Source organism: Paenirhodobacter enshiensis, assembly GCF_000740785.1.
Classification (GTDB): Bacteria; Pseudomonadota; Alphaproteobacteria; order Rhodobacterales; family Rhodobacteraceae; genus Rhodobacter; species Rhodobacter enshiensis.
The window spans coordinates 1-21,271 of record NZ_JFZB01000033.1 but is presented as its reverse complement, the minus strand read 5'-3'; the positions used below and the strand labels follow the sequence as shown (position 1 = coordinate 21,271).

Annotated in this window: 19 protein-coding genes and 1 tRNA gene; 11 read left to right on the top strand and 9 right to left on the bottom strand. The window is 67.8% G+C overall.

What is annotated here, in order from left to right; genetic code table 11:
• Nucleotides 1-100 precede the first annotated feature (100 nt).
• A complete protein-coding gene (locus CG50_RS13015) occupies nucleotides 101-637 on the bottom strand; it encodes a TetR/AcrR family transcriptional regulator (protein ID WP_036639207.1) in 537 nt (178 codons plus the stop codon).
• An 84-nt stretch (nucleotides 638-721) separates the two neighbouring features.
• Between CG50_RS13015 and CG50_RS13010 the strand changes: the two genes are divergently transcribed.
• Nucleotides 722-2,239 carry an MFS transporter gene (locus CG50_RS13010; protein WP_036639204.1) on the top strand — a complete coding sequence of 506 codons (1,518 nt, stop codon included), beginning with the start codon at nucleotides 722-724 and terminating at the stop codon, nucleotides 2,237-2,239.
• A gap of 18 nt (nucleotides 2,240-2,257) precedes the next feature.
• Here the strand turns inward: CG50_RS13010 and CG50_RS13005 are convergent, their stop codons facing one another.
• From CG50_RS13005 to CG50_RS12970, 8 genes are all read right to left on the bottom strand, one after another.
• Entirely contained in the window at nucleotides 2,258-4,030 is a 1,773-nt protein-coding gene (locus tag CG50_RS13005) for an ABC transporter ATP-binding protein (protein WP_036639202.1), read from the bottom strand.
• The gene (locus CG50_RS13000) at nucleotides 4,023-5,102 is read right to left on the bottom strand and encodes a sensor histidine kinase (protein WP_036639200.1); all 1,080 of its coding nucleotides are present in this window, start codon (nucleotides 5,100-5,102) and stop codon (nucleotides 4,023-4,025) included. The genes CG50_RS13005 and CG50_RS13000 overlap by 8 nt, the downstream gene beginning before the upstream one ends.
• Nucleotides 5,092-5,790 (bottom strand): response regulator, encoded by a 699-nt coding sequence (locus CG50_RS12995; protein WP_036639198.1) that lies wholly within the window; start codon nucleotides 5,788-5,790, stop codon nucleotides 5,092-5,094. The genes CG50_RS13000 and CG50_RS12995 overlap by 11 nt, the downstream gene beginning before the upstream one ends.
• Nucleotides 5,787-8,897, bottom strand: coding sequence for a multidrug efflux RND transporter permease subunit (locus CG50_RS12990; protein WP_036639196.1), 3,111 nt, complete (start codon nucleotides 8,895-8,897; stop codon nucleotides 5,787-5,789). Before CG50_RS12990 ends, CG50_RS12995 begins: the two co-directional genes overlap by 4 nt.
• Nucleotides 8,898-8,909: 12 nt before the next feature.
• Complete coding sequence (locus CG50_RS12985) at nucleotides 8,910-10,139, bottom strand: efflux RND transporter periplasmic adaptor subunit (RefSeq protein WP_245615728.1); 1,230 nt, start codon at nucleotides 10,137-10,139, stop codon at nucleotides 8,910-8,912.
• 198 nt (nucleotides 10,140-10,337) lie between these two features.
• Nucleotides 10,338-11,048 carry a VIT1/CCC1 transporter family protein gene (locus CG50_RS12980; protein WP_036639193.1) on the bottom strand — a complete coding sequence of 237 codons (711 nt, stop codon included), beginning with the start codon at nucleotides 11,046-11,048 and terminating at the stop codon, nucleotides 10,338-10,340.
• Between the two features lie 32 nt (nucleotides 11,049-11,080).
• Nucleotides 11,081-12,430 (bottom strand): sensor histidine kinase, encoded by a 1,350-nt coding sequence (locus tag CG50_RS12975; RefSeq protein WP_036639191.1) that lies wholly within the window; start codon nucleotides 12,428-12,430, stop codon nucleotides 11,081-11,083.
• Nucleotides 12,427-13,086, bottom strand: coding sequence for a response regulator transcription factor (locus CG50_RS12970; protein ID WP_036639188.1), 660 nt, complete (start codon nucleotides 13,084-13,086; stop codon nucleotides 12,427-12,429). Before CG50_RS12970 ends, CG50_RS12975 begins: the two co-directional genes overlap by 4 nt.
• A gap of 170 nt (nucleotides 13,087-13,256) precedes the next feature.
• On the opposite strand from CG50_RS12970, the gene CG50_RS12965 reads away from it, so the two are divergent.
• From CG50_RS12965 to CG50_RS17105, 10 genes are all read left to right on the top strand, one after another.
• Nucleotides 13,257-13,598, top strand: a complete 342-nt coding sequence (locus CG50_RS12965) for a PepSY domain-containing protein (RefSeq protein WP_036639186.1) — start codon at nucleotides 13,257-13,259, stop codon at nucleotides 13,596-13,598.
• 130 nt (nucleotides 13,599-13,728) lie between these two features.
• Nucleotides 13,729-14,136, top strand: coding sequence for a hypothetical protein (locus CG50_RS12960; protein ID WP_036639184.1), 408 nt, complete (start codon nucleotides 13,729-13,731; stop codon nucleotides 14,134-14,136).
• 35 nt (nucleotides 14,137-14,171) lie between these two features.
• Nucleotides 14,172-14,645, top strand: a complete 474-nt coding sequence (locus CG50_RS12955; RefSeq protein ID WP_036639182.1) for a DUF2271 domain-containing protein — start codon at nucleotides 14,172-14,174, stop codon at nucleotides 14,643-14,645.
• A gap of 160 nt (nucleotides 14,646-14,805) precedes the next feature.
• Nucleotides 14,806-17,013 carry a PepSY domain-containing protein gene (locus CG50_RS12950; protein ID WP_036639180.1) on the top strand — a complete coding sequence of 736 codons (2,208 nt, stop codon included), beginning with the start codon at nucleotides 14,806-14,808 and terminating at the stop codon, nucleotides 17,011-17,013.
• Nucleotides 16,994-17,929 carry an FAD:protein FMN transferase gene (locus CG50_RS12945; protein ID WP_036639177.1) on the top strand — a complete coding sequence of 312 codons (936 nt, stop codon included), beginning with the start codon at nucleotides 16,994-16,996 and terminating at the stop codon, nucleotides 17,927-17,929. Before CG50_RS12950 ends, CG50_RS12945 begins: the two co-directional genes overlap by 20 nt.
• A 119-nt stretch (nucleotides 17,930-18,048) precedes the next feature.
• Complete coding sequence (locus tag CG50_RS12940; RefSeq protein WP_036639175.1) at nucleotides 18,049-19,302, top strand: NAD(P)/FAD-dependent oxidoreductase; 1,254 nt, start codon at nucleotides 18,049-18,051, stop codon at nucleotides 19,300-19,302.
• 94 nt (nucleotides 19,303-19,396) lie between these two features.
• Nucleotides 19,397-19,486, top strand: a tRNA-Ser gene (locus CG50_RS12935).
• A 906-nt stretch (nucleotides 19,487-20,392) separates the two neighbouring features.
• A complete protein-coding gene (locus CG50_RS12930) occupies nucleotides 20,393-20,599 on the top strand; it encodes a cold-shock protein (protein ID WP_036639173.1) in 207 nt (68 codons plus the stop codon).
• A gap of 56 nt (nucleotides 20,600-20,655) precedes the next feature.
• Nucleotides 20,656-20,874: a hypothetical protein gene (locus tag CG50_RS16875; protein ID WP_152559523.1), complete on the top strand. Its 219-nt coding sequence runs from the start codon at nucleotides 20,656-20,658 to the stop codon at nucleotides 20,872-20,874.
• A gap of 67 nt (nucleotides 20,875-20,941) precedes the next feature.
• Entirely contained in the window at nucleotides 20,942-21,103 is a 162-nt protein-coding gene (locus CG50_RS17105; RefSeq protein WP_161785408.1) for a hypothetical protein, read from the top strand.
• Nucleotides 21,104-21,271 lie beyond the last annotated feature (168 nt).

Sequence of the window (21,271 nt, the reverse complement as noted above, 5' to 3'; positions counted from 1 at the left end):
GCGCAAGGGGTGTCAGGGACGAAACGTATCCCGCTTTGCAGCGAACACCATGGCCGCTATGGACTTCCGACGAGAATGCCCCGACAGCAGCCGGGAGCGCTCAGAGGGTCAGACGGGCCAGGATCGCCTCGACATCATCGAGGAACGCCGTCCAGTCCCCCCTTTCGTCGATGCCGTTCAGTCGCATGAGGAAGAGCCCCTCCACTGCCAGAAAGGCGACGCGCGCGGTCTGGGCCGCGGCCGAGCTGCCGCCGAGCCGGCGAAAGATGCCACGATACCAGTTGCGCGTCTCGCGTCGGTTGACCGGGTCTTCCAGATAGCTGACCAGAAGTCCCGCCATCTTGGCATTCATCGCCGGCTGCGAGGCCCGGGTCGACGCGATGTAACGCCGGACAAATGCCACGGGATCGACTTCTTCCCCGGCCCCCATCACGGCATCGAACTGGCTGGTCCAGCGCTCGACCAGGGCGCGCACCAGATCATCCTTGCTGGCAAAGGAATATTGCACCCCGCCTTTTGAAATCCCGGCCGCCTGCGCCAGCGCCCCGATGGTCAGCGCCGCCCCACCGCCTGTGCGCACGATCTCCTCGGCAACATCCAGCAGTCGCGCGCGGGTGATTGTCGGCTTTCGGCCCATTGGACTCCTCGGGTGGTCATTGGAGCATTGAAATCAATACGTGCGTATTTATATGAGCGGTCACAACTCGATTCCAGGTGAAGCATGTCCATTCGTCAACCAGGTCCGAAACGCTGGCTGGTGCTGATGGCCGTGATGCTGGCCTTCCTGCCGGTGGTGCTGGACATGACCATCCTGCATGTGGCGGTGCCGACGCTGACCCAGGCCCTTGCGGCGTCGAACACCCAGGTGCTGTGGATCATCGACATCTATCCTCTGCTGATGGCGGGGCTTCTGGTGCCGATGGGCACCCTGGCCGACCGGGTTGGAAACCGGCGCATCCTGCTGACCGGGCTGACGGTTTTTGGGCTGGCCTCGGCGCTGGCGGCATTTGCGCCCTCGGCGCCGATGCTGATCGCGGCGCGGATGCTGCTGGCGCTTGGCGGGGCGATGATCATGCCCTGCGTTCTTGGCATCATCCGCCGCACCTTCGAGGACCCGGCCGAGCGCGGCCTTGCACTGGGGCTGTGGGGCACGGTGGGCGCGGCGGGTGCGGCGGTGGGGCCGCTGATCGGCGGCGCGCTTCTGGGGCATTTCTGGTGGGGGTCGGTCTTCCTGGTCAATGTTCCGGTGATGCTGATCGTGCTGCCCACCTGCTGGATCCTGCTGCCCCGGCGCGAGGAGATCGCCCCCGGCCATTGGGCCATCGGCCAGGCGCTGCTGCTGATCCTTGGCATGATCGCCACCGTCTATGCGATCAAGGCGGGGTTTGGCGCGAAACAGCCGTTGCCGGTCGTCCTGCTGGTCCTGGCCCTCGGCGCGGTGCTCCTGTCGGTCTTTGTCCGGCTGCAGCTGCGCAGCCCCGAACCGATGCTGGATCTGTCGCTGTTTTCGCGCCCGGCGATCGTGGCGGGGATCATCATGGCGGTCGTGGCCAGCGGCTCGCTGGCGGGGGTCGAACTGACTCTGGCGCAGGAGTTGCAATATGTGCTGGGCAAGACACCGCTTCAGGCGGGGCTGTTCATGATCCCGATCATGGCGGCGGCAGCGCTCGGAGGGCCCGTTGCCGGCTGGTTGTCCGCGCGCTTCGGGCTGCGGCCGGTGGCCTGCCTGTCGCTGGCGGTCTCGGCAGAGGCGCTTGCGGGCCTTGCCATCACGGATTTCCGCGCCCCCGGGCCGATCGTGCCGGTGCTGCTGGCGGTGCTCGGTCTTGCCCTGAGTATAGGCCTCACCGCCTCGTCCATCGCGATCATGGGCGCCGCCGACGCCAGCGAGGCGGGAGCGGCGGGTTCGCTTGAGGCAACGGGGTATGAACTGGGCAGCGGTCTGGGAATCACCCTGTTCGGCGTCTTCATGTCGGTGGTTTTCGAGCGCCATCTGGTGCTGCCCGAAGGAGTTCCCGAGACACTGGCCGATCAGGCATCCCGCTCGATCGGGGATGTCTATATCGCCGCCCGGCAGCTTGGCTCCGACCCGGGGGCGGCGATGATCTCCGCCGGTAAGGCCGCGTTTTCCGCGACCCATTCGGTGCTGCTGACAACCGCGGCCATCTTGATGAGCCTGCTGACGGTTCTGGTGCTCTTGCTGCTGTCTCAGACGCGCCCCGCCGCCGGCCGGCCCTGAACGCTTCTCGCCGGGCGATCAGGTGCCGGCGAGAAGCCCGGCATAGACACCGCCCCGTGCGGCCAGCTGGGCATGAGTGCCGGTCTCGACCACCTGCCCGCGCTGCATGACCACAATCAGATCGGCATCGCGGACGGTCGAGAGCCGGTGCGCGATGGTGATGGTGGTGCGCCCCTTCGACAGCCCCTCCAGCGCCTCGGACATCGCACGCTCGGTCCTTGTGTCGAGTGCGCTTGTCGCCTCGTCGAGAAGCAGGATCGGCGGATCCCGCAAGATCGTGCGGGCCAGCGCCAGCCGTTGCTTCTCACCGCCCGAGAACCTGAAGCCGCCCTCGCCGACCAGCGTGTCATAACCCTCGGGCAGAGCCGCGATATGGTCATGAATCTGAGCCACCTTCGCGGCCGCGATCATCTCGGCCTCGGTCGCCTCGGGCCGGGCAAAGCGCAGGTTCTCGGCCACCGACGCATGGAGCAGATAAGGTTCCTGCGACACCACCCCCAGCATCTGCGACAGCGTGACAAATCTCAGATCGCGCAGGTCCACCCCGTCAAACCGGATCGCGCCCGCCTCGACATCATAAAGCCGCGCCAGAAGGTAGCCGAGCGTCGTCTTGCCCGAGCCTGTGGGGCCGACAATCGCGACATGGCTGCCGGCGGGGATGGTCAGGCTGACATCATTCACCGCCGGGCCGCGCCCGTCGGCATAGGCAAAGCTGACATGATCGAGCTGCACCGCACCGCGCATCTCGGAGCGCGGGATCGTGACCGGGTCCGTGCGCTCGGTGATCTCGACCGGCTTGTCGAGATAGTCGAAGATGCGGGCGAAGAGGGCGCGGGTCTTGCGGGTGTCGCGGCCGATCTCAAGGAGCTGCTCGAACGGCCACAGCAGCTGTTCCTGAAGCGCGATCATCGCCACCAGCGTGCCGATGCTGGCCGCGGTCCCGCTGTGCATCAGCAAACCGCCCGCAAGCAGTGTCAGCGCGGGCAGCGTTGCCAGCGCGAAGCCGATCAGCGACCATTGCCATTCGCCCGCGGTATGCGACCGGACCTCCAGCTGCGCCAGATCGCGAGAGATGCGGGCAAAGCGCTGCGTGAGCCAGGGGCCGCGCCCCATGGTGCGGGCCAGGATGATCCCGGGGGCCGACAGCGTTTCCTGCACCGCGGCGGACAGGTCGGCGGCACGCGCCTGCTGCTGAAAGGTCAGCGCCTCGCGCAGCCTGGCAACCCGGGCGCTGATCAGCACGGTCATCGGCACGATCAGCAGAACGAACAGGGCCAGCCTCCAGTCCAGCAGAACGATCGCCACCGCGGTCATCGCGACCGCGCTGAGCGAACGGCCGAGCTCGTTCGCAGTATCGGTCATCAGCGATTGCAGCCCGGCAATATCGCCCGCGATCCGCGACTGCACCTCGCCGCTGCGGGTGCCGGTGAAGAACCGCAGCGACAGCGTCTGCAGATGCGCGTAAAGCCGGACCCGCAGATCATGCAGGATTGCCTGTCCGATGCGGGCGCTCAGCACGATCTGCAGCGCGCCGATCCCGGCCGAGGCCAGCGCCGCCGCGATCATCCCGCCCGCCAGCCAGATCAGCAGCGAAAGATCCTGCTGCGGCAAGGCGATGTCGATGATCGCGCGCAGCAGGAACGGCCCGGCAAGCCCGATGGCCGACGCAAGGATCATCAGCGTCCCCACCGCCGCGATCCGCGCCCGGTAGGGCGCGAAAAGCCGCAGAACGCGCCGCATCGACACATGCCGCGCGGCCAGATCGTCATAATCGTCGGGTTCGTCAGTCATCGGTCATTCCCGCGGATGGGGGCCGTTTCGGCAGGCGGATTTCCAGGCTCAGGCCCGGAGCGGGGCGCGGCAGGATCCGCGCCTCGCCGCCATGGGCGCGCGCGATGGCACGCACGATGGGCAGGCCGAGGCCCGAGCCGCCAAGGCTGCGCCCGCGCGAAGCCTCGGCCCGCCAGAACCGGTCGAAGGCACGGGCCTGATCTTCCGCGCACAGGCCCGGCCCGGTATCGCAACAGCGAAAGATCACCTCATCGCCTTCGGCCCGGGTCTCGACATGGACCTGACTTTGCGGCGCATAGCAGCGGCAGTTTTCCAGCACCGCGACACAGACCTGACGCAGCCGCGTCCGGTCGGCCACGATCCGGGCCGGAGAGAGAGAGCGGGTCAGCGTGATGCCCGCCGCGGTCAGCTCCGCCTCGAGCCCGTTCAGCGCGGCGCCGACCTCCTCGGCCAGATCGAAGCCGCCATAGCTCAGCTCCAGCTGGCCTGCGTTGCCGAGCGCCAGCGTGCGCAGCTCCTCGACAATGGCCGAGAGCTGATCGACATGCGCGATCAGCCGCGCATAAAGCTGTGGCGTCGGATCGAAGACGCCATCCGACAACCCCTGCAAGCGGCCGCGCAGGATGGTCAGCGGAGTGCGCAACTCATGCGCGATGGCCGAGTTGGAATAGGCAAGCTCGGCCTCGGCGCGTTCCAGACGCTCGGCCATGGTGTTGAAATCCGCAAGCAGATCCGCAGCTTCGCGGAAGCTGCCCGCCGGCAGGGCGGCACGGGCGGAAAAATCGCCGCTCGCGATCCGCCGCGCGGCCCCTGCAACCGATTTCAGCGGCTCGACGATGCGCCGCGCCAGCCTCCAGCCGATCCCTGAGGCCGTCAGCAGGCCAAAGGCCAGCAGCGTCAGCACCATGACGGTATCCGCCGTGCGCCAGCCGGCATATCCCTCGGGCTCGGGATAGAGCCATTCGTAGATGAAGAGGAAATAGGCCATCAGCCCCAGATAGACGATCAGCGCCGCGATCAGCGTCAAGGCAATCATCGTTCTGGAAATGCGCGCGTTCAGGTTAGCGGACATCGGGCACATCCAGTCGGTAGCCGATCCCGCGCACGCCTTCGAGCATGTCATCTGCGCCCGCGGCCGCCAGCTTGCGGCGCAGATTGCTCACGTGGCTGTCAACGGTGCGATCGAGCGCAGAGCCCTCGGGCAGACAGGCGTCCACCAGATCGCCCCGGCTGAAGGCCCGCCCCGGAAAGCGCGCCATATGGGCGAGGATGCGGTATTCCGTGGGCGTCAGATCCAGCGCGACCGGCCCGGCTTCGCCGTCGAGCACGGCGCGATAGGCCTCAGGATCGACCGTCAGGGGGCCCACCCGCAACAGGTGATCGGGGCCATGCCCCCTCGTGCGGCGCAGCACGGCGCGGGCGCGGGCCACCACCTCCAGCGGGTTGAAGGGCTTGACCACATAATCGTCGGCCCCGATCCGCAGCGCCTGCAGCTTGTCCAGATCCTCTGCGAGCGCGGTGACCATGATCACCGGCGTCTCGCCGCGGCGCCGGATCGCGGCGAGAACCTCATAGCCATCCTGCCCGGGCAGCTTGATGTCCAGCACCACCAGGTCGGGGCGCAGGCGCTGGTGGTGAGCGAGGCCCGTCGTGCCGTCGCGGGCGCAGATCACGCGGAAGCCCTCGCGTGCGAAGTAGCTTTCGAGAATTTCGGCAATCTCGGGCTCGTCCTCGACGATCAGGATCAGGGCATCGGTCATGTCGCGGCCTCTCGCGTCTTGTCTGGCATCGCCCGCCGTGCCAGGCGGCTGACCGTGACATAGAACACCGGCACGAAGAAAACTGCCAGCACCGTGGCCGAGACCATCCCCCCGAAGACGCCGGTGCCAATCGCGTTCTGGATCTCGGATGCGGCCCCCTGCGCCAGCATCAGCGGCACGACACCCAGAATGAAGGCAAGCGAGGTCATCAGGATCGGGCGCAGGCGCAGGCGCGCAGCGTGCATGATCGCGCGATGAAGCCCCAAACCCCGCTCGCGCAGGTGGCGGGCGTATTCCACCATCAGGATCGCGTTCTTGGCCGACAGCCCGATAATGGTGACAAGGCCGACCTTGAAGAACACATCATTGTCCGCACCGCGCAGCAGCACCGCGCTTACCGCTCCCAGAACCCCCAGAGGCACCACCAGCATCACCGCGAAGGGGATCGACCAGCTTTCGTAAAGCGCCGCCAGCACGAGGAACACGACCAGCATCGAGGCCGCAAGCAGCATCGGCGCCTGATTGGCCGACTGCTGTTCCTGCAGCGATTGCCCGGTCCATTCCACCGCAAAGCCCTGCGGCAGCTGTTTTGCCAGCCGCTCCATCTCGGCCATGGCCGCCCCGCTCGACACACCGCTTGCCGCCTCGCCCGAGATGCGCGCCGCCGGATAGCCGTTGTAGCGGTCCAGTTGCAGTGGCGTGCTTTCCCAGACCGGGGTCACCACCTCGGACAGGGGCACCATGCCGCCGTCAAGATTGCGCAGCTCCAGCCGCAGCACGTCTTCGACATGCATCCGCGCGGCGGCGTCCGCCTGCACGATCACCTGTTGCATACGCCCCTGATTGGGGAAGTCGTTCACATAGGTCGATCCGATGGCGGTCCCTATCGTCTCGCTGATCATGTCGAACCGAAGCCCGAGAGCCTGGGCCTTTTCCCGGTCGATGTTGAGCGCGATGCTCATGCCGTCGGGCAGGCCCTCGCTCATCACACCGGACAGCAGCGGGCTCGCCGCCGCCAGGGCGAGCAGCTGGTCTTCTGCCGCTTTCAGGGCGGCGGGGCCAGCATTGGCGCGATCTTCCAGCCGCAGCGAAAAACCCGAGGTGGTGCCCAACGCTTCGATCGCCGGGGGGGTCATGATCGTCGCGATGCCTTCGGGGATATCGGCCATTGCGGCTTCGGCGGCGGCGATCTCCTCATCCACGCTGGTCTTGCGCTGGCCCCAGTCCTTCATGCTGGTGAAGGCCTGCGCCGCATTCGGGCCCGAGCCAGAGAAGCCGAAGCCGAGGATCACGGTGTTCTCGGCGATGTCCGGGCGGGTCGCGGTATGGGCCTCATAGGCGGCGATCACGGCGCGGGTGCGCTCTGCGGTGGCGCCGGCGGGCAACTCGAACATGGCCATGAAACTGCCCTGATCCTCTTTCGGGACGAACGAGGTCGGGATGTGCATGTAGCCAAATGCCATGCCACCGAGCAGCGCGGCATAAAGCACCAGCATCCGCCCGCCACGCCGCAGCGTCAGGCCGACCCAACCGGTATAGCGCCGGGTCAGCGCGTCAAAGCGGCGGTTGAACCAGCGGAAGAAGCCCCGCCCCTCGCCATGCCCGCCGGTCGGTTTCAGCAGCGTCGCGCAAAGCGCCGGCGTCAGCGTCAGGGCGAGGAAGGCAGAGAACAGGATCGACACCGCCATCGACAGGGTGAACTGGCGATAGATCGCGCCGACCGATCCGCCGGCCAGCCCCATCGGTATGAAGACGGCGACCAGAACCAGCGTGATGCCGACGATGGCGCCCGAGATTTCGCGCATCGCCTGCTGCGTCGCAGCCCGGGGCGAGAGGCCCTGCCGCGCCATGATGCGTTCGACATTCTCGACCACGACGATGGCGTCATCGACGATGATGCCGATCGCCAGCACCATACCGAACATCGTCAGCACATTGATCGAATAGCCCGCGAGCCACATCACCGCGAAGGTGCCCAAAAGCGCGATCGGCGCAACGATGATCGGGATCAGCGTGTAGCGCAGCTTTTGCAAGAACAGCAGGATCACCAGAAAGACCAGAACCATCGCCTCGATCAGCGTCTGGATCACCTTGTTGATCGACACCTTCACGAAGGGCGCGGTGTTGTAGGAGATCGAGACCTCCATATCTTCGGGCATGGCAGGGCGCAGCTCGTCCAGCCGCTTTTCGATCGCCGCCGAGGTGCGAACGGCATTGGCGCCGGGCGACATCTGTATCGCGGCTGCCGCAGCCGGTTTGCCGTTGCTGCTGACGCTGAAGGCCATGGTCTGCGCGCCGAGATCCAGCCGCGCCACATCGCCCAACACAAGGCGCGCGCCGTCGGCATTGGCCCGCAGCGGGATCGCGGCAAAGGCCTCGGGCGTGCTCAGCTGGCCCCGGATCGTCAGCGGCGTCGAAACCCGGGTGCCGGGAAGCGTCGGCTCATCTCCCAGCCGGCCCGGCGCGACCTGTGCGTTTTCACGCGCGATGGCTTCGGTCACATCGGTCATTGTCAGACCGTAGGCAGACAGCTTCGCCGGATCGACCCAGACCCGCATCGCACGCTCCGAGCCGAATTGCTGCACGCGCCCGACACCGGGAACCCGCTTGAGCTCTTCAGCCAGGTTGCGGCTCAGATACTCGCCAAGGCTCAACTCATCGGTCGCACCTGCGCGCGACTTGAGCGTGATGACCATCAAAAAGCCCGACTCCGCCGCCTCGACACCCAGACCGGCCCGGCGCACGGGGGCGGGCAGCAGGGCCTCGGCGTTCTTCAGGCGGTTTTGCACCTCCACCTGGGCCATCTCGGCGTTTGTTCCGGGCCTGAAGGTGACGGTGATAGTCGCGCCGCCGGTCGAATCCACGCTCGACTCGTAATACAGCACGTTCTTGACGCTGGAGAGTTCCTTCTCGATCGGGCGGATCACGCTGTCGCTGACGGTTTGTGCGTCGGCTCCGGCATAGGTGGTGAAGATGCTCACGCTCGGCGGCGCGAGATCGGGGAACCGCGCAACCGGCAGCTGCGGGAGCGCGACGATCCCGGCCAGCGCGATGAAGACGGCGATCACCCAGGCGAAGACCGGGCGCAGGATGAAGAACTGCGGCATTGCACCTGTCTCTCAGAGTTGGGGATTTGACGACGGGACATCCGCGGCACGGGGGGTGACCGCTGTCACGCTCCCCGCGGGCACCCGGTCCTGCCCACGGATCGCCACAGTCTCGCCGGGCATCAGGCCCGAGGCGATGACGACACGGTTGCCGATGCGCTCGCCCGGCTGCACGTCGCGGCGCATGGCCATGCCCTCTGACGAGACGATGACAAGCTGCGCCTCACCGCTCGCGGTCCGCAACACCGCTTCCTCGGGCACCAGCAGCGCATCGGGAAGCACGCCGCGCGGCAGCCTTGCGCGCACGAACATGCCAGGCAGCAGGGCAAGGTCGGGGTTTGCGGCCTCGATGCGGACGCTGACATATCCCGTCCCCGGATCGACAATCACGTCCGAGGACTTGAGCTTTCCCGTCAGCGGCGTTGCCCCGTTGCGGTCAGGCAGAATCCGCACCGGCCCCACCCCGTCCCCGGCGGCGATCAGGATGGCATCCAGATCCCCGGCGGGCAGGCGCAGGTCCACAAAGATCTTCTCAAGATCCTGCAACACCGCCAGCGGTTTCTCGCTGCCCGGTGAGGCAAGCGCGCCGACATCGGCCAGCCCGGCTGCGACGTAGCCACTGATCGGGGCGCGCAGGGTGGCGAAATCGAGATCCAGCCGCTTGCGCTCCACCACGGCGCGCGCTTCCACGACGCCTGCACGGGCAAGCAGAAGATCGTTGTTGGCCGTATCGCTCTTTTCCCGGCTGATCGCATTCATGGCAAACAATGCCTCCGCGCGTGCGGCGGTGCGTTGTGCATGGGCCTCGATGGCTTCGGCGCGCGCAAGCGCCGCTTCTGCCATGACAAGATCAGCCTTCAGCGGAGCCGGATCGATACGGAACAAAACCTCGCCGGCCGAGACCCGGGTCCCCTCTTCCACGTGCCTTTCCTGAATCAAGCCGCTGATCTGTGGCCGGATCTCGACCCGCCGAAACGCCGCGACCCGGCCGGAATAATCGGAATAGAGGGTGATCCGCTCTGGCTGAACCGTTTCAACTGTCAGCTGGACCGCCATCTCCGACCCGATCGCATCCGCCAAGACGGCATCCGGACGATCGGCAAGGTGGACCAAGAGAAAGGTTCCGGCCATCAGGCCAGGGAACGAAAGGATCAAGATGTTGCGGCGTGCCATATTGCATCCCATCGGTTTCGCGCCGACGGCAATTGCCATCGCCCGATGGACGAACTGCTGAGATTTCATGGAGGTAGTGTGGAGATTGCATCGGCGCAGCCGTCGCGACACACGCTCGGCGCGGCGGGCCAGATCGGGCGGCCTGTCCTGCGCGGCGCTCCGTCAGAGGTGCCGGGCGCTACCGCCCCAATATAATGCGAACATCCACCGCAGTCCGCGGCAGTTGGAAAGGATCGGCAGGGGCGGCGCACCGCCCCTGCCCTGCGCTCAGACGCTGACGCCGAACAGCCGGCCGACGCCCGCGGTGATCGCCATCGCGGCAGCGCCCCAGAACAGCACACGTGCCGTCGCCGGCAGCTTCGGCGCGCCCCCCGCCACCGCGCCGAGCGCACCGAGCACCGCAAGGCACACCAGCGTCGCGCCGACCACGACCGGGATCACCATCCCCTCGGGCGCGAGCAGAGCCGCGGCAAGCGGCATCGCCGCCGCCACCGAAAACGTCAGACCCGAGGCCAGCGCCGCCTGCAGCGGGTTGGCGGAATGGACATCGCTCAGCCCCAGCTCCTCGCGGACATGGGCGCCGAGAGCGTCCTTCTCGGTCAACTCGCGCGCGACGAGGGCGGCGGTCGCCGGGCTCAGCCCGCGGCTCTCGAAGATCGAGGCGAGTTCGCGCTCCTCTTCCTCGGGGGTGTCGCGCAATGCCGCGGTCTCGCGGGCGATGTCGGCGCGCTCGATATCGGATTGCGAGCTGACCGAGACATATTCCCCCGCCGCCATCGACATGGCCCCGGCCGCGAGACCCGCCGCCCCGGCGATCAGCACCGCCCCAGGCGAGGGATCGGCCGCCGCGACGCCGACGATCAGCGAGGCGACCGAGACGATACCGTCATTCGCGCCCAGAACCGCGGCGCGCAGCCAGCCGGAGCGGTTGATGAAATGCAGCTCCTCGTGGGCCGACTGATAGGGAAGTTTGGTCATGATGCCTCGCAATTCTTGCTGGGGAAATGAAATCAGGATGGGTCGCGCGGCCCGGCGCGCAGCGGCAGCGCGACGCTGACGCAAAAACCGCGGTCTGTGCCGGGGATCGGCGAGGCGAGAGACAACCGCCCCTCGGCGCGCCCGACGATGGCGCCGACGATGGCAAGGCCGAGCCCGTTGCCGTTGGGCGATCCGCTCGCGCGCTCGAACCGGGTGCCGAGGCGGGTCAGAGCCTCGGGCGCGATGGGGGGGCAATCGTTCTCGACGCTCAGCGTGCCGTCGTCGCGCAGCTCGACGCGGACCCCGGCGCCCGGCGTGCCGTGGCGCAGCGCGTTGTCGATCAGGTTGCGGCACAGGATGCCGAACAGGTCGGGATCGAGATCCGAGAGCAGCGCATGATCGGGCAGATCCAGCGCGACGGCGGGCGCGCCGGCGAGCCGCGCGGTGTCCCCGGCAATCAGCCGCAGCACCAGCCGCAGATCGGTCTCGCGCGCGCCGCGAAGCCGGCCCCCCTCGGCGCGGGCAAGCTGCATCAGCCCCTCGGACAGCCGGGTCAGTCGCTTCAGCACGGCCTCGATCTCGGCGGCACGGGCGGCGGCGGCCGGATCCGCAGTCTCGGCGCGCAACCGCTGCGCCTGAGCGATAGCGCCCGCCAGCGGCGTGCGCAGCTCATGCGCGGCATTGGCGGCGAAGGCACGCTCAGACTGGAACGCAGCATCGAGACGCGCGAGCAACGCGTTCATCGTCTGCGCGAGCGGGCGCACCTCGGCCGGCAGACCGCGGGCATCGACCGCCGACAAATCCGTAGCACCCCGCGCCGCCAGCCGCAGCCGGAACCGGCGCAGCGGCGCGAAACCAAGCCGCAGGATCGCAGCGATCGCCCCGAGCGCCAGCGGCACCATCAGCGCGAGCGGCGCCAGCAGACCGATCTGCAACTCGCGCACCACATGATCGCGATGCTCCATCGGTTCGGCCACGGTGATGGTCAGGCTGCCGCGCAACGCCTCGTCGGAATACAGACGCAGGGCCGGCGTCTGCGCGAAACCGGGCCCGGCATAGGGCGGAAAGGCCGCCGGATCGGCGCGATGCGACTGCAACAGCACGGCGCCCGAGGCATCGCGCACGACATAGGTGTAATGCTCTTCATGCGGGCGGATCGCGGGAACGGTCTGCGTCCCCACCGCCCCCTCGCGGCCGAGAATCTCGCTCACCGCGAGCGGCAGGACACGCTGCGCGGTTTCCGCGAGCGCGGAATCGAATACCTCGTCAAGCTCGGAGCGGGCGAAATGCACCGTCACCACCGCCGCCCCGACCCAGAGCACCGTGACCGCCAGCCCGACCGCCAGCCCCAGCCGAAGCTGCAGCGATTGCGGCGCCCTCATCCGCGGCCCAGCCGGTAGCCGAGGCCACGCTCGGTCTCGATCGCCCCGGCCCCAAGCTTCTTGCGCAGCCGGCTGACATGGACCTCGACGGTATTCGAGCCGACCTCGTCGTCGAAGGAATACAACCGTTCCTCAAGGAGTGCCTTGGACAGAAGCTGCCCGGGACGGCTGAGGAAGGCCTCGAACAGCGCCCATTCGCGCGCGGTGAGCACCACCGGCTGGCCGTCGCGGCGCACCGAACGCGCCGCCAGATCGACGCTCAGCGATCCAAGGCGGATCAGCGGATTGGGATTGCCGGCATAGCGGCGTGCCACCGATCCGATGCGCGCCGACAGCTCGGCCAGATCGAAGGGCTTGACCAGATAGTCGTCGGCGCCCGCGTTCAGCCCCTCGATCCGGTCCGAGACCTGATCGAGCGCGGTCATGATGATGACCGGCGTCGCATCGGCCCGGCCGCGCAGCGTCTTCAGGAAAGCAAGGCCCCGCCCGTCGGGCAGCATCAGATCGAGCAGGATCAGATCGTAGCCCGCCACCGCCAGCGCATCGCCCGCCGCATCGAGCCGGCGCACCCAGTCGACCGGATAGCCGTCGGCCGCGATCTGGTCGCGCACCGCCGCACCAAGCACGGCGTCGTCTTCGATCAGCAGAATGCGCATGGTTCCTCCGGGGTCGGGCACGGGTATCGCGCAGGAAACTGACGGCAAGCTGAACGTCACCGCCGGCACCGCGAACGACTCGGCTCCGCTTCAGGATGACGTCAGTTTCAGGCGCGAGAAAGACCTTCTGCACAGCCCCTTTGCGGTGACGCCCCCGCCCGGAGATACCGATGCCGAACCCGCCCCGTGTGCGCCTCTTGCCGGCGCTGGTTGCCCTGCTGGCTCTTGCGACCCTGCCGCATGTCGCCGCGGCCGAGGATGCCGAGTGCCATGTGCCGATGTCCGACTGGCAGCCACGTGCGGCGGTGCAGGCGCTGGCCGAAAGCCGCGGGCTGACGGTGCGTCACATCAAGATCGACGACGGATGCTATGAGGTCCATGCCCTCGATGCGCAGGGCCGCGACATCGAATTGATGCTGGATCCGGCTACGCTTGCGGTGCTGTCGAGCGAAGTCGAGGGCCAGAACGGGCACGGTTATCGCCACGATACACCGACGCAGCAGGAAAGGTGACCGCCGCGGGCCTTTTCTGACGGCAAGCTGAAGCGAAAAGCCACGCGCCGTCAGGCGGTGGTCAGGTTGACGCGGGACACGGTTCCCGAACAGTTCGATACCCGGACAGTCCTAATACAAGGAACCCGCGATGAAATCCGTTCTTGCTCTCCTCGCGCTGACCACGGCGGTGGTGACCAGCGTCGCCGGCGCGCTGACAGCGGCCCCGATGCCCTCCGACGCGCAGCGCATGGCCGCGACGGCCGATGCCGAACCGCTGCGTCTTGCCGATGCGAAAGGCGAAGGTCACGATTCGGGCCGTCATGACGACAGCCACGATGGCAGCCATGACAGCGGCCATGATGGCGCGCATGGCTCCGACCACGGCAGCCAGAGCGCCGGCTCTGAAGACCATGACGACGACGCAGCCCCCGAGGCCGATGACGACACCGCATCCCACCCCGACACCGCGATGCCCGGCACGCCTGCCCCCTCGGCCGCCCCCACCGGAAACGGCCTGTTCACGCCGGGCACGAAGCCTGTCGTGCAGATGAACTGACCCCGACAACCGATCCGATCGAAGGAGAATACCGGATGAAACGTCTTCTGGGCGCCCTTGCGCTGAGCACCGCACTGACCGCGGTTCCGCTTCTGGCCGAAGCCCGGCCGGTGACCATCACCACGCAGATGAGCGCCTACGGCGGCGGTGGCGCTTTCGTCGCCTTCTACCTGACCGACCCGCAGGGCAAATACGCCGGCACTCTGTGGATGGCCGGTCAGCAGAGCAAGTATTACAAGGACCTGCGCGGCTGGCGGGCGGCCTCGGGCGGCGATCTGGCGCAGCTCGACGGGATCACCGGCGCCTCGGTCGGGGCGGGCAAGACGCTGAAGATCACCGTCGACGTGAAGGACGCGCTGCTCGATGCCGGCTATGTGCTGCATGTCGATGCCGGTGCCGAGGACATGCGCCCGAGCCCGAACGAGATCACCATGCCGCTGAGCAAGGCGGGATCGGGCAAGCCGGTCAAGGGCCGCAGCTACATCGACACGATGACCGTGAGTTTCTGAACCGACAATCGTCCGGGTCCGCGGCCTTCCGCCCTCGCCGTTTCCCGAAACGGCGCGCGGCGCGACGGCACGGATCCGACCCCGCTCCGGGGCGGACGCCACCGACCGCCCCGGGGCATTCTGCCCCCTTTCCCGCCCCGACCGACTGCACGAGGATATCATGCTGCGTTCCGTTCACCGCTGGCCCGGCCTGATCCTGGCCGTTCTGATCCTCGTCTCGGCGCTGAGCGGCGCCGCGCTCTCGGTGTTTCCCGCGCTCGAACGGCTGTCCTCGCCACAGGCCGGGGCGGAACAAAGCCTCGCCGATCTGCTCGGGCGGGTCGGGGCGGCGCATCCGGGCCTCGAACAGCTGCGTCGCGCCCCCTCGGGGCAGATCAGCGCCTGGTGGAGCGACGAAAGCGGCACGCCCGGGCGCGCGGTGGTCGATCCGGCAACCGGCACCGATGTCGCGCCCGCCGCCACCTCGCCGGCCGAACTGTGGCTGACCGATCTGCACCGGGCGCTGTTCCTCGGCCGGAACGGGCGGCTGGTGATGGCGTTCAGCGCGGCGGGGATGCTGGTTCTGACGCTGACCGGCGCGGCGATGGTGGCGCGGCGGATGGGCGGATGGCGGCACTGGTTCGGGCGCAGCCGCGGCCCCTGGCCGGGCCGGGTGCATGTCGATCTGGCGCGCTTCGCGGTGGGCGGGCTGATGCTGTCCTCGCTCACCGGGCTGTGGATGACCGCCTCGGCCTTCTCGCTGCTGCCCGATGACAGCGCCGAGCCCGATCCGGTTCTGGCACAGGGGCTGCCGCCCTTGCCGCCCGAGCGGATCGCGCTGTTCGCGACGACCCCGGCGCGCGACCTCGTGAAACTGACCTTCCCCGATCCGCAGGACCCGACCGACGTCTATACCCTGACCACGACGGGCGGCACCGCGCTGATCGACCCGGGCAGCGGGGCGGTGCTCGCCTCGGTCGCGCCGACCGCCTGGGAACGGGCGAGCGCCATCGTCACCATGCTGCACACCGGGCGCGGCGCGGCGGTTCTGGGGCTGATCCTCGGGCTGATGGTGCTGAGCGTGCCGGTCCTCGTGCTGACCGGGACGGTGCAATGGCTGCGCACCCGGCGCTCTGGCGTGCGGATCCCGGGCAACACGGCCGCCGGCACCGCCGAGACGATCCTCCTCGTCGCCTCGGAAGGCGGCACGACCTGGGGCTTCGCGCGCACCCTGTTCGACGGCCTGACCAAGGCCGGCCAGAGCGTCCATGCCGCCGAGCTGAGCCAGTTCGACCCCGCCCGCTACGGCCGCGCGAAACGCTTCATCCTGCTCGCCGCGACCTATGGCGAGGGCGAGGCGCCCACCGTCGCGCGCGGCGTTCTGGCCCGCATCGCCGCCCTGCCCGCGCCGCCCACGGCGCCCGTCGCGATCCTCGGCTTCGGCGATCGCAGCTTCACCACCTTCTGCGGCTATGCCGCGCAGCTTGCCGAGGCCACCCGCACCCTCGGCTGGGCCGAGCTGATCGCGCCTTGCCAGATCAACCGCCAGTCGCCGCAGGAATTCGCCCGCTGGAGCCGCGATCTGGGAGCGGCACTCGGCATCGCGCTCGATCTGACCCACCTGCCCGAGGTGCCGCCGGCCGTGACGCTCAGCCTGATCTCGCGCCGCGACCATGGCGCCGAAGTCGGTGCCCCCGCCGCGATCCTGCGCTTCGCACTGCCGCCCATCGGGCTGTGGGCGCGGCTGAGCGGTCAGGGCTTCGCCCGGTTCCAGGCGGGCGATCTGCTGGGCGTGGTGCCCGCCGGATCCGATCTGCCGCGGTTCTACTCGCTCGCCTCGGGCCGGCGCGATGGCTTCGTCGAGATTTGCGTGCGCCGGCAGGAGGGCGGGCTGTGCTCGGGCCAGCTGAACGATCTGCAACCCGGCGACCGCATCGCCGCCTTCGTGCGCCCGAACCCCGCCTTCCACCCCGAACCCGGCCGCAAGCCGCTGATCCTGATCGGCGCGGGCGCGGGGATCGCGCCACTCGCCGGCTTCGTGCGGGCGAACCGGCGCGGCCGGCCGGTGCATCTGTGGTTCGGCGCACGCAGCAAGGACAGCGATTTTCTCTATGGCGACGATCTGCACCGCTGGCAGGACCGCGGCCAGCTCGCCACGCTGGAAACCGCCTTCTCGCGCAGCGCCCGGCCCGAGCACGTGCAGGACCGGATGAGCCGCGACCGCGCCGCGCTGAGCGCGCTTCTCGCCGAGGGGGCGCAGGTCATGGTCTGCGGCGGGCGCGACATGGCCGCCGGGGTGCGCGGCGTGCTGAACGACATTCTCGCCGAGCGTGGCGAAGATCTGACCCGCCTGAAAGCCGAGGGACGTTATGCCGAAGACATCTTCTGATCCGGTCCGCCGCACGCTGAACGGCCCGACGATGGGCACGCGCTGGTCGGTGGTGTTCTACGCCCCTGCCGGCGCGGACCTCGGCCCGCTCGCGGCCGATCTTCAGACCGCGGTCGAGGAGGTCGATGCGCAGATGTCGACCTGGCGGCCGCACAGCGATCTGATGCGGTTCAACGCCGCCCCCGTCGGTGCGTGGCAGGCGCTGCCGGTCAGGCTGCTGACGGTGCTCGATTGCGCGTTGCAGATCGGGCGGCTGTCGGGGGGCGCCTTCGAGATCGCGATGGGCGATGCGGTCCGCGCCTGGGGCTTCGGCCCGGTGCCGGCCGATCCGCAGGCGATCCGCACCGCGCTCGGCCGGACGCGACGGCCGAGCCATGAGACCCTCGAACTCGACCTGACCGCGGGACGGGCACGCAAGCACGCGCCGATGATGCTCGATCTGTGCGGCATCGCCAAGGGATACGGCGTCGACCGGCTGATCGACGTGCTGGAGGCGCATGGGATCGCGGCGGCGCTCGCCTCGATCGACGGAGAACTGCGTGCCATCGGCCGCCAGCCCGACGGCCGCGGCTGGTCCGTCGCGGTCGAGCGTCCCGATCCCGAGGCCCGCGCCCCCCATTCGGTGTTCGAGCTGCACGACACCGCCATCGCCACCTCGGGCGATTATCGCCACCGGATCGCGGTCGGCGGGCGGTTCCTGTCGCATACGATGGACCCGCGCCGCGGCGGGCCGGTGCTGGGCGGGCCGGCTTCGGCCACGGTGCTCGCGGGAAGCTGCATGGAGGCCGATGCGCTCGCCAGTGCCTTCATGGTGCTGGGCGAGGACGGGAAGGCGCTGGCCGAACGGATCGGGGTCGAGGTGCTGTTGCTGGGCGGGCCGGAGGCTGAAACCTCGGGCACCCGCGGCGCGGCCTGAGCATCCCGACGCGACGCCCAGAAAGACCTTGCGCAGGCGGACGGGGAGATGTTTCCTCGCCCCGAAGCGGCGCCGGTTCGACATGCGGCCCGCAGGCCCTTTCACCGACGAGACAGATCATGACGGAAATCATCGTCCTCGGCGCCGGCATGGTCGGCGTGAGCGCGGCACTGGAACTTCAGGCCCGCGGCCATCGCGTGGTGCTGGTCGACCGGCGCGGCGCCGGCGAGGAAACCAGCTATGGCAACGCGGGCTTCATCCAGGCCGAGGCGGCCGAGCCGCATCCGATCCCGCACGATCCGATGACGCTGCTCTCCTACGCGTTCGGGCGCAGCAACGATGTGGTCTACGATCCGAAATATCTGCCGGCGCTCGCCCCGGTTCTGTGGCGGTATTTCCGCGCCTCCGCCCCGAAGCGGCACCGGGCGATCTCGAAGATCTATGCCCAGCTCACCCGCCGCTCGACCGCCGATCATGCGCCCTTGATCGCCGCCGCCGAGGCCGAGGCGCTGATCCGCCGCAACGGCTATGCCGATGTCTACCGCAGCGCGCATCGTTTCGAGGCCGCCGCCCGCCGCGCCGAGGCACTGGCGCGCGACTACGGCGTCTCGGCCGGGATCGAGGACAGCGCGGCCCTTGCGAAGGCCGAGCCCGCGATCCGCGTTCCGATGGCCGGCGCGGTGCTGTGGCACGACTGCTGGACCTGCGCCGATCCGGGCGCGCTGACCGCGGCCTATGCCGCGCTGTTCGAGCGCCGCGGCGGCACCTTCCTGCGTGGCGATGCGCTCAGCCTGCGGCAGGCGGGTGCCGGCTGGAGCGTCGAGACCGCGCGCGGCCTCGTCACCGGCGAAAAGGCGGTCGTGGCACTCGGCCCCTGGTCGCCCGAACTGCTGGCCCGCTTCGGCTATGGCATCCAGATGCTGTGGAAGCGCGGCTATCACGGTCATTTCGACAGCCCTGTCCGCCTGGCACGCCCGTTCCTCGACGCCGAGAACGGCATCTTGCTGACGCCGATGCGCAAGGGGTTGCGGCTGGCGACCGGGGCGGCGCTGGTGCAGCCGACCGATCCGTCGGATCCGGTGCAGCTGCGGCGCGGCATCGCGGCGGCCTCGGGGCTGGTGCCGCTCGGCGCGCGGATCGAGGAGCCGCAATGGTTCGGCAACCGTCCCTGCCTGCCCGACATGCTGCCACTGGTCGGCCCGGCGCCGAACCACGCCGGGCTGTGGTTCGATTTCGGCCATGGCCATCAGGGCTTTACCCTCGGCCCGACCACGGCTGAATTGCTGGCCGAGCGGATGGAGGGCGCGCGCTCGGAGGTTCTCGACGCGCTGGACCCGGCCCATCGCAAAGGCACGGTGAGCCTGCGCAGCTGAGTCTGCGCCAGTTGCGGCAGCTGTATTGCGGGAGTTTTCCCGGAACGCGTCTTTCGTCTTGTCTCGGGCAGTTCGGGACAATATACGAGGCGACGGAGTGGTGGCCGAGTGGTCGAAGGCACACCCCTGCTAAGGGTGCAGGCGGGAAACCGTCTCGAGGGTTCGAATCCCTTCCACTCCGCCACGTGTCATTGAAATAATTGAATTATTTTCGTGACCTTCGGTCTTCCCCATCACAAAACCGCCATCCTGAAAACGCTTGATTGCGTCAGGTCGCTACGGATGGCGGCTTTGGATTCGGAGCAGACCCCTACCCCCCTTCGCTGTCGGCTCTGAGTGCAAACGAAGGGGACACGCGGGTCAGGCGGCCGAAGCCCCCAGACTTCCGACACCTCGGCATTGTCCCCAGGCCCCGAGCCCGTTTGTCCCGTGCGCTATGAAAGGCACCCTTATATCGCTCTGGCATTGCTTGGCCGGCCGGCGCTTGCCGCCTCGATCAGCGGCACGGCCTCGGTCATTGACGGCGACACTATCGACGTTCATGGCCACAGGATCAGCTCCACGGCATTGACCGATACCACCGCATTGTTGCGACCTGCACCGTGCGAGGCATCGCACGTGAATGATTGGACGGCGCGCAACGGCACCGGATATCTGGGCGATATGGGGATGGAGCCACCCTATCCTCCGGGCGATTTCGCTGCGGGGATGGAGGTCTGTCTCGATGGCAGATGGTGGGTGTTCGACCCGCCCCCCCCGCATCGGCCGCGTAGTGGTTGCCCGCGGGCGCGACGGCGCAGATGTCCCGCCGCTGCATTTCTTCGGAACGAATGTCCTCACCGGCCTCGAAGGCTGGACGGATCAGCTCGTCTGACGCACCGGATGACGTGCAAATTCAATTCACAATTCGGCAAGGGAAAGCCGATGAGGACCTTTTCCCTTGTAAAATGTAGAAAAGTCATATAGTGAGAACGGGCTACGTTGTTCCCAACTGCACCTGTCTCCTTTGCCGGCTTCAGTCTGCCTTTTAGAATTGACTGAGCTGGGCCACCGCGTCCTGCGGGTGGCATTTATTACAGGAGATCTCACGATGGCCAATGGCACCGTGAAATGGTTCAATGCAAACAAAGGCTTCGGCTTCATCGCGCCGCAGAACGGCGGACGGGATATTTTCGTCCACATTTCGGCTCTTGAGCGTGCGGGCATTTCGCAGCTCAACGATGGACAGGCCGTGACCTACGACATCGAGAGCGGCCGCGACGGTCGCGAGTCTGCCTGCGATCTGAAGATCGCCTGATCCAGACGACGAGAGATCCGGCCACAATGGCCGGATCGCACTCTCAAGGAGGCTTCATGTCCCATAACGGCAAGACCGGCTCCCTCTTCCCCGTGGCGTCTCAGACACCGACAACCGCGTGGGAACGCACGGATGCTGCCGTCAAGCTGATCCTTGGAGACGAAGCCGAAACGCGGGCAGATCTGACTGCAAGCCTGCGCGCCGCTCGCCTGGCGCGGGACATGGATGGAAAGGCACATGTTGCCCCATCCGAAAAATCAGAATCGCACGACTGATTCGGGCGACAGCACATCAGACAGATACTCCAGGGGATGTTCCTCTGGATGTTACGGAGGGCCAGACATGACCGCCGAAAAGATGCCTTTGGGCAAACCGCACGGAGCGTGCAAATCGCCGCGTCGGGAAGACCACCCCAGCCTCGGCTGGCATGATTTCTTCAGAAGCCTTGCCAGCGACAGATCTCCCGAGCGCCGGCTTGCACTGCCGCGTGGCATTCAGGAATAACTCACCGCCAAGGCGATGAGCAGAATTCCCGGTCAGATGACTGAGCGCGATATGGCTCCAAATAGAACCGATCGGCGTTCGTCAGGTTTCTCACCGGGAGGTGGAGCGGCAGGGAGAAATCCCTGCCGTTTCGCTTTTTAGCAGGCCGCTGAAAAACCCTGCCGGGAG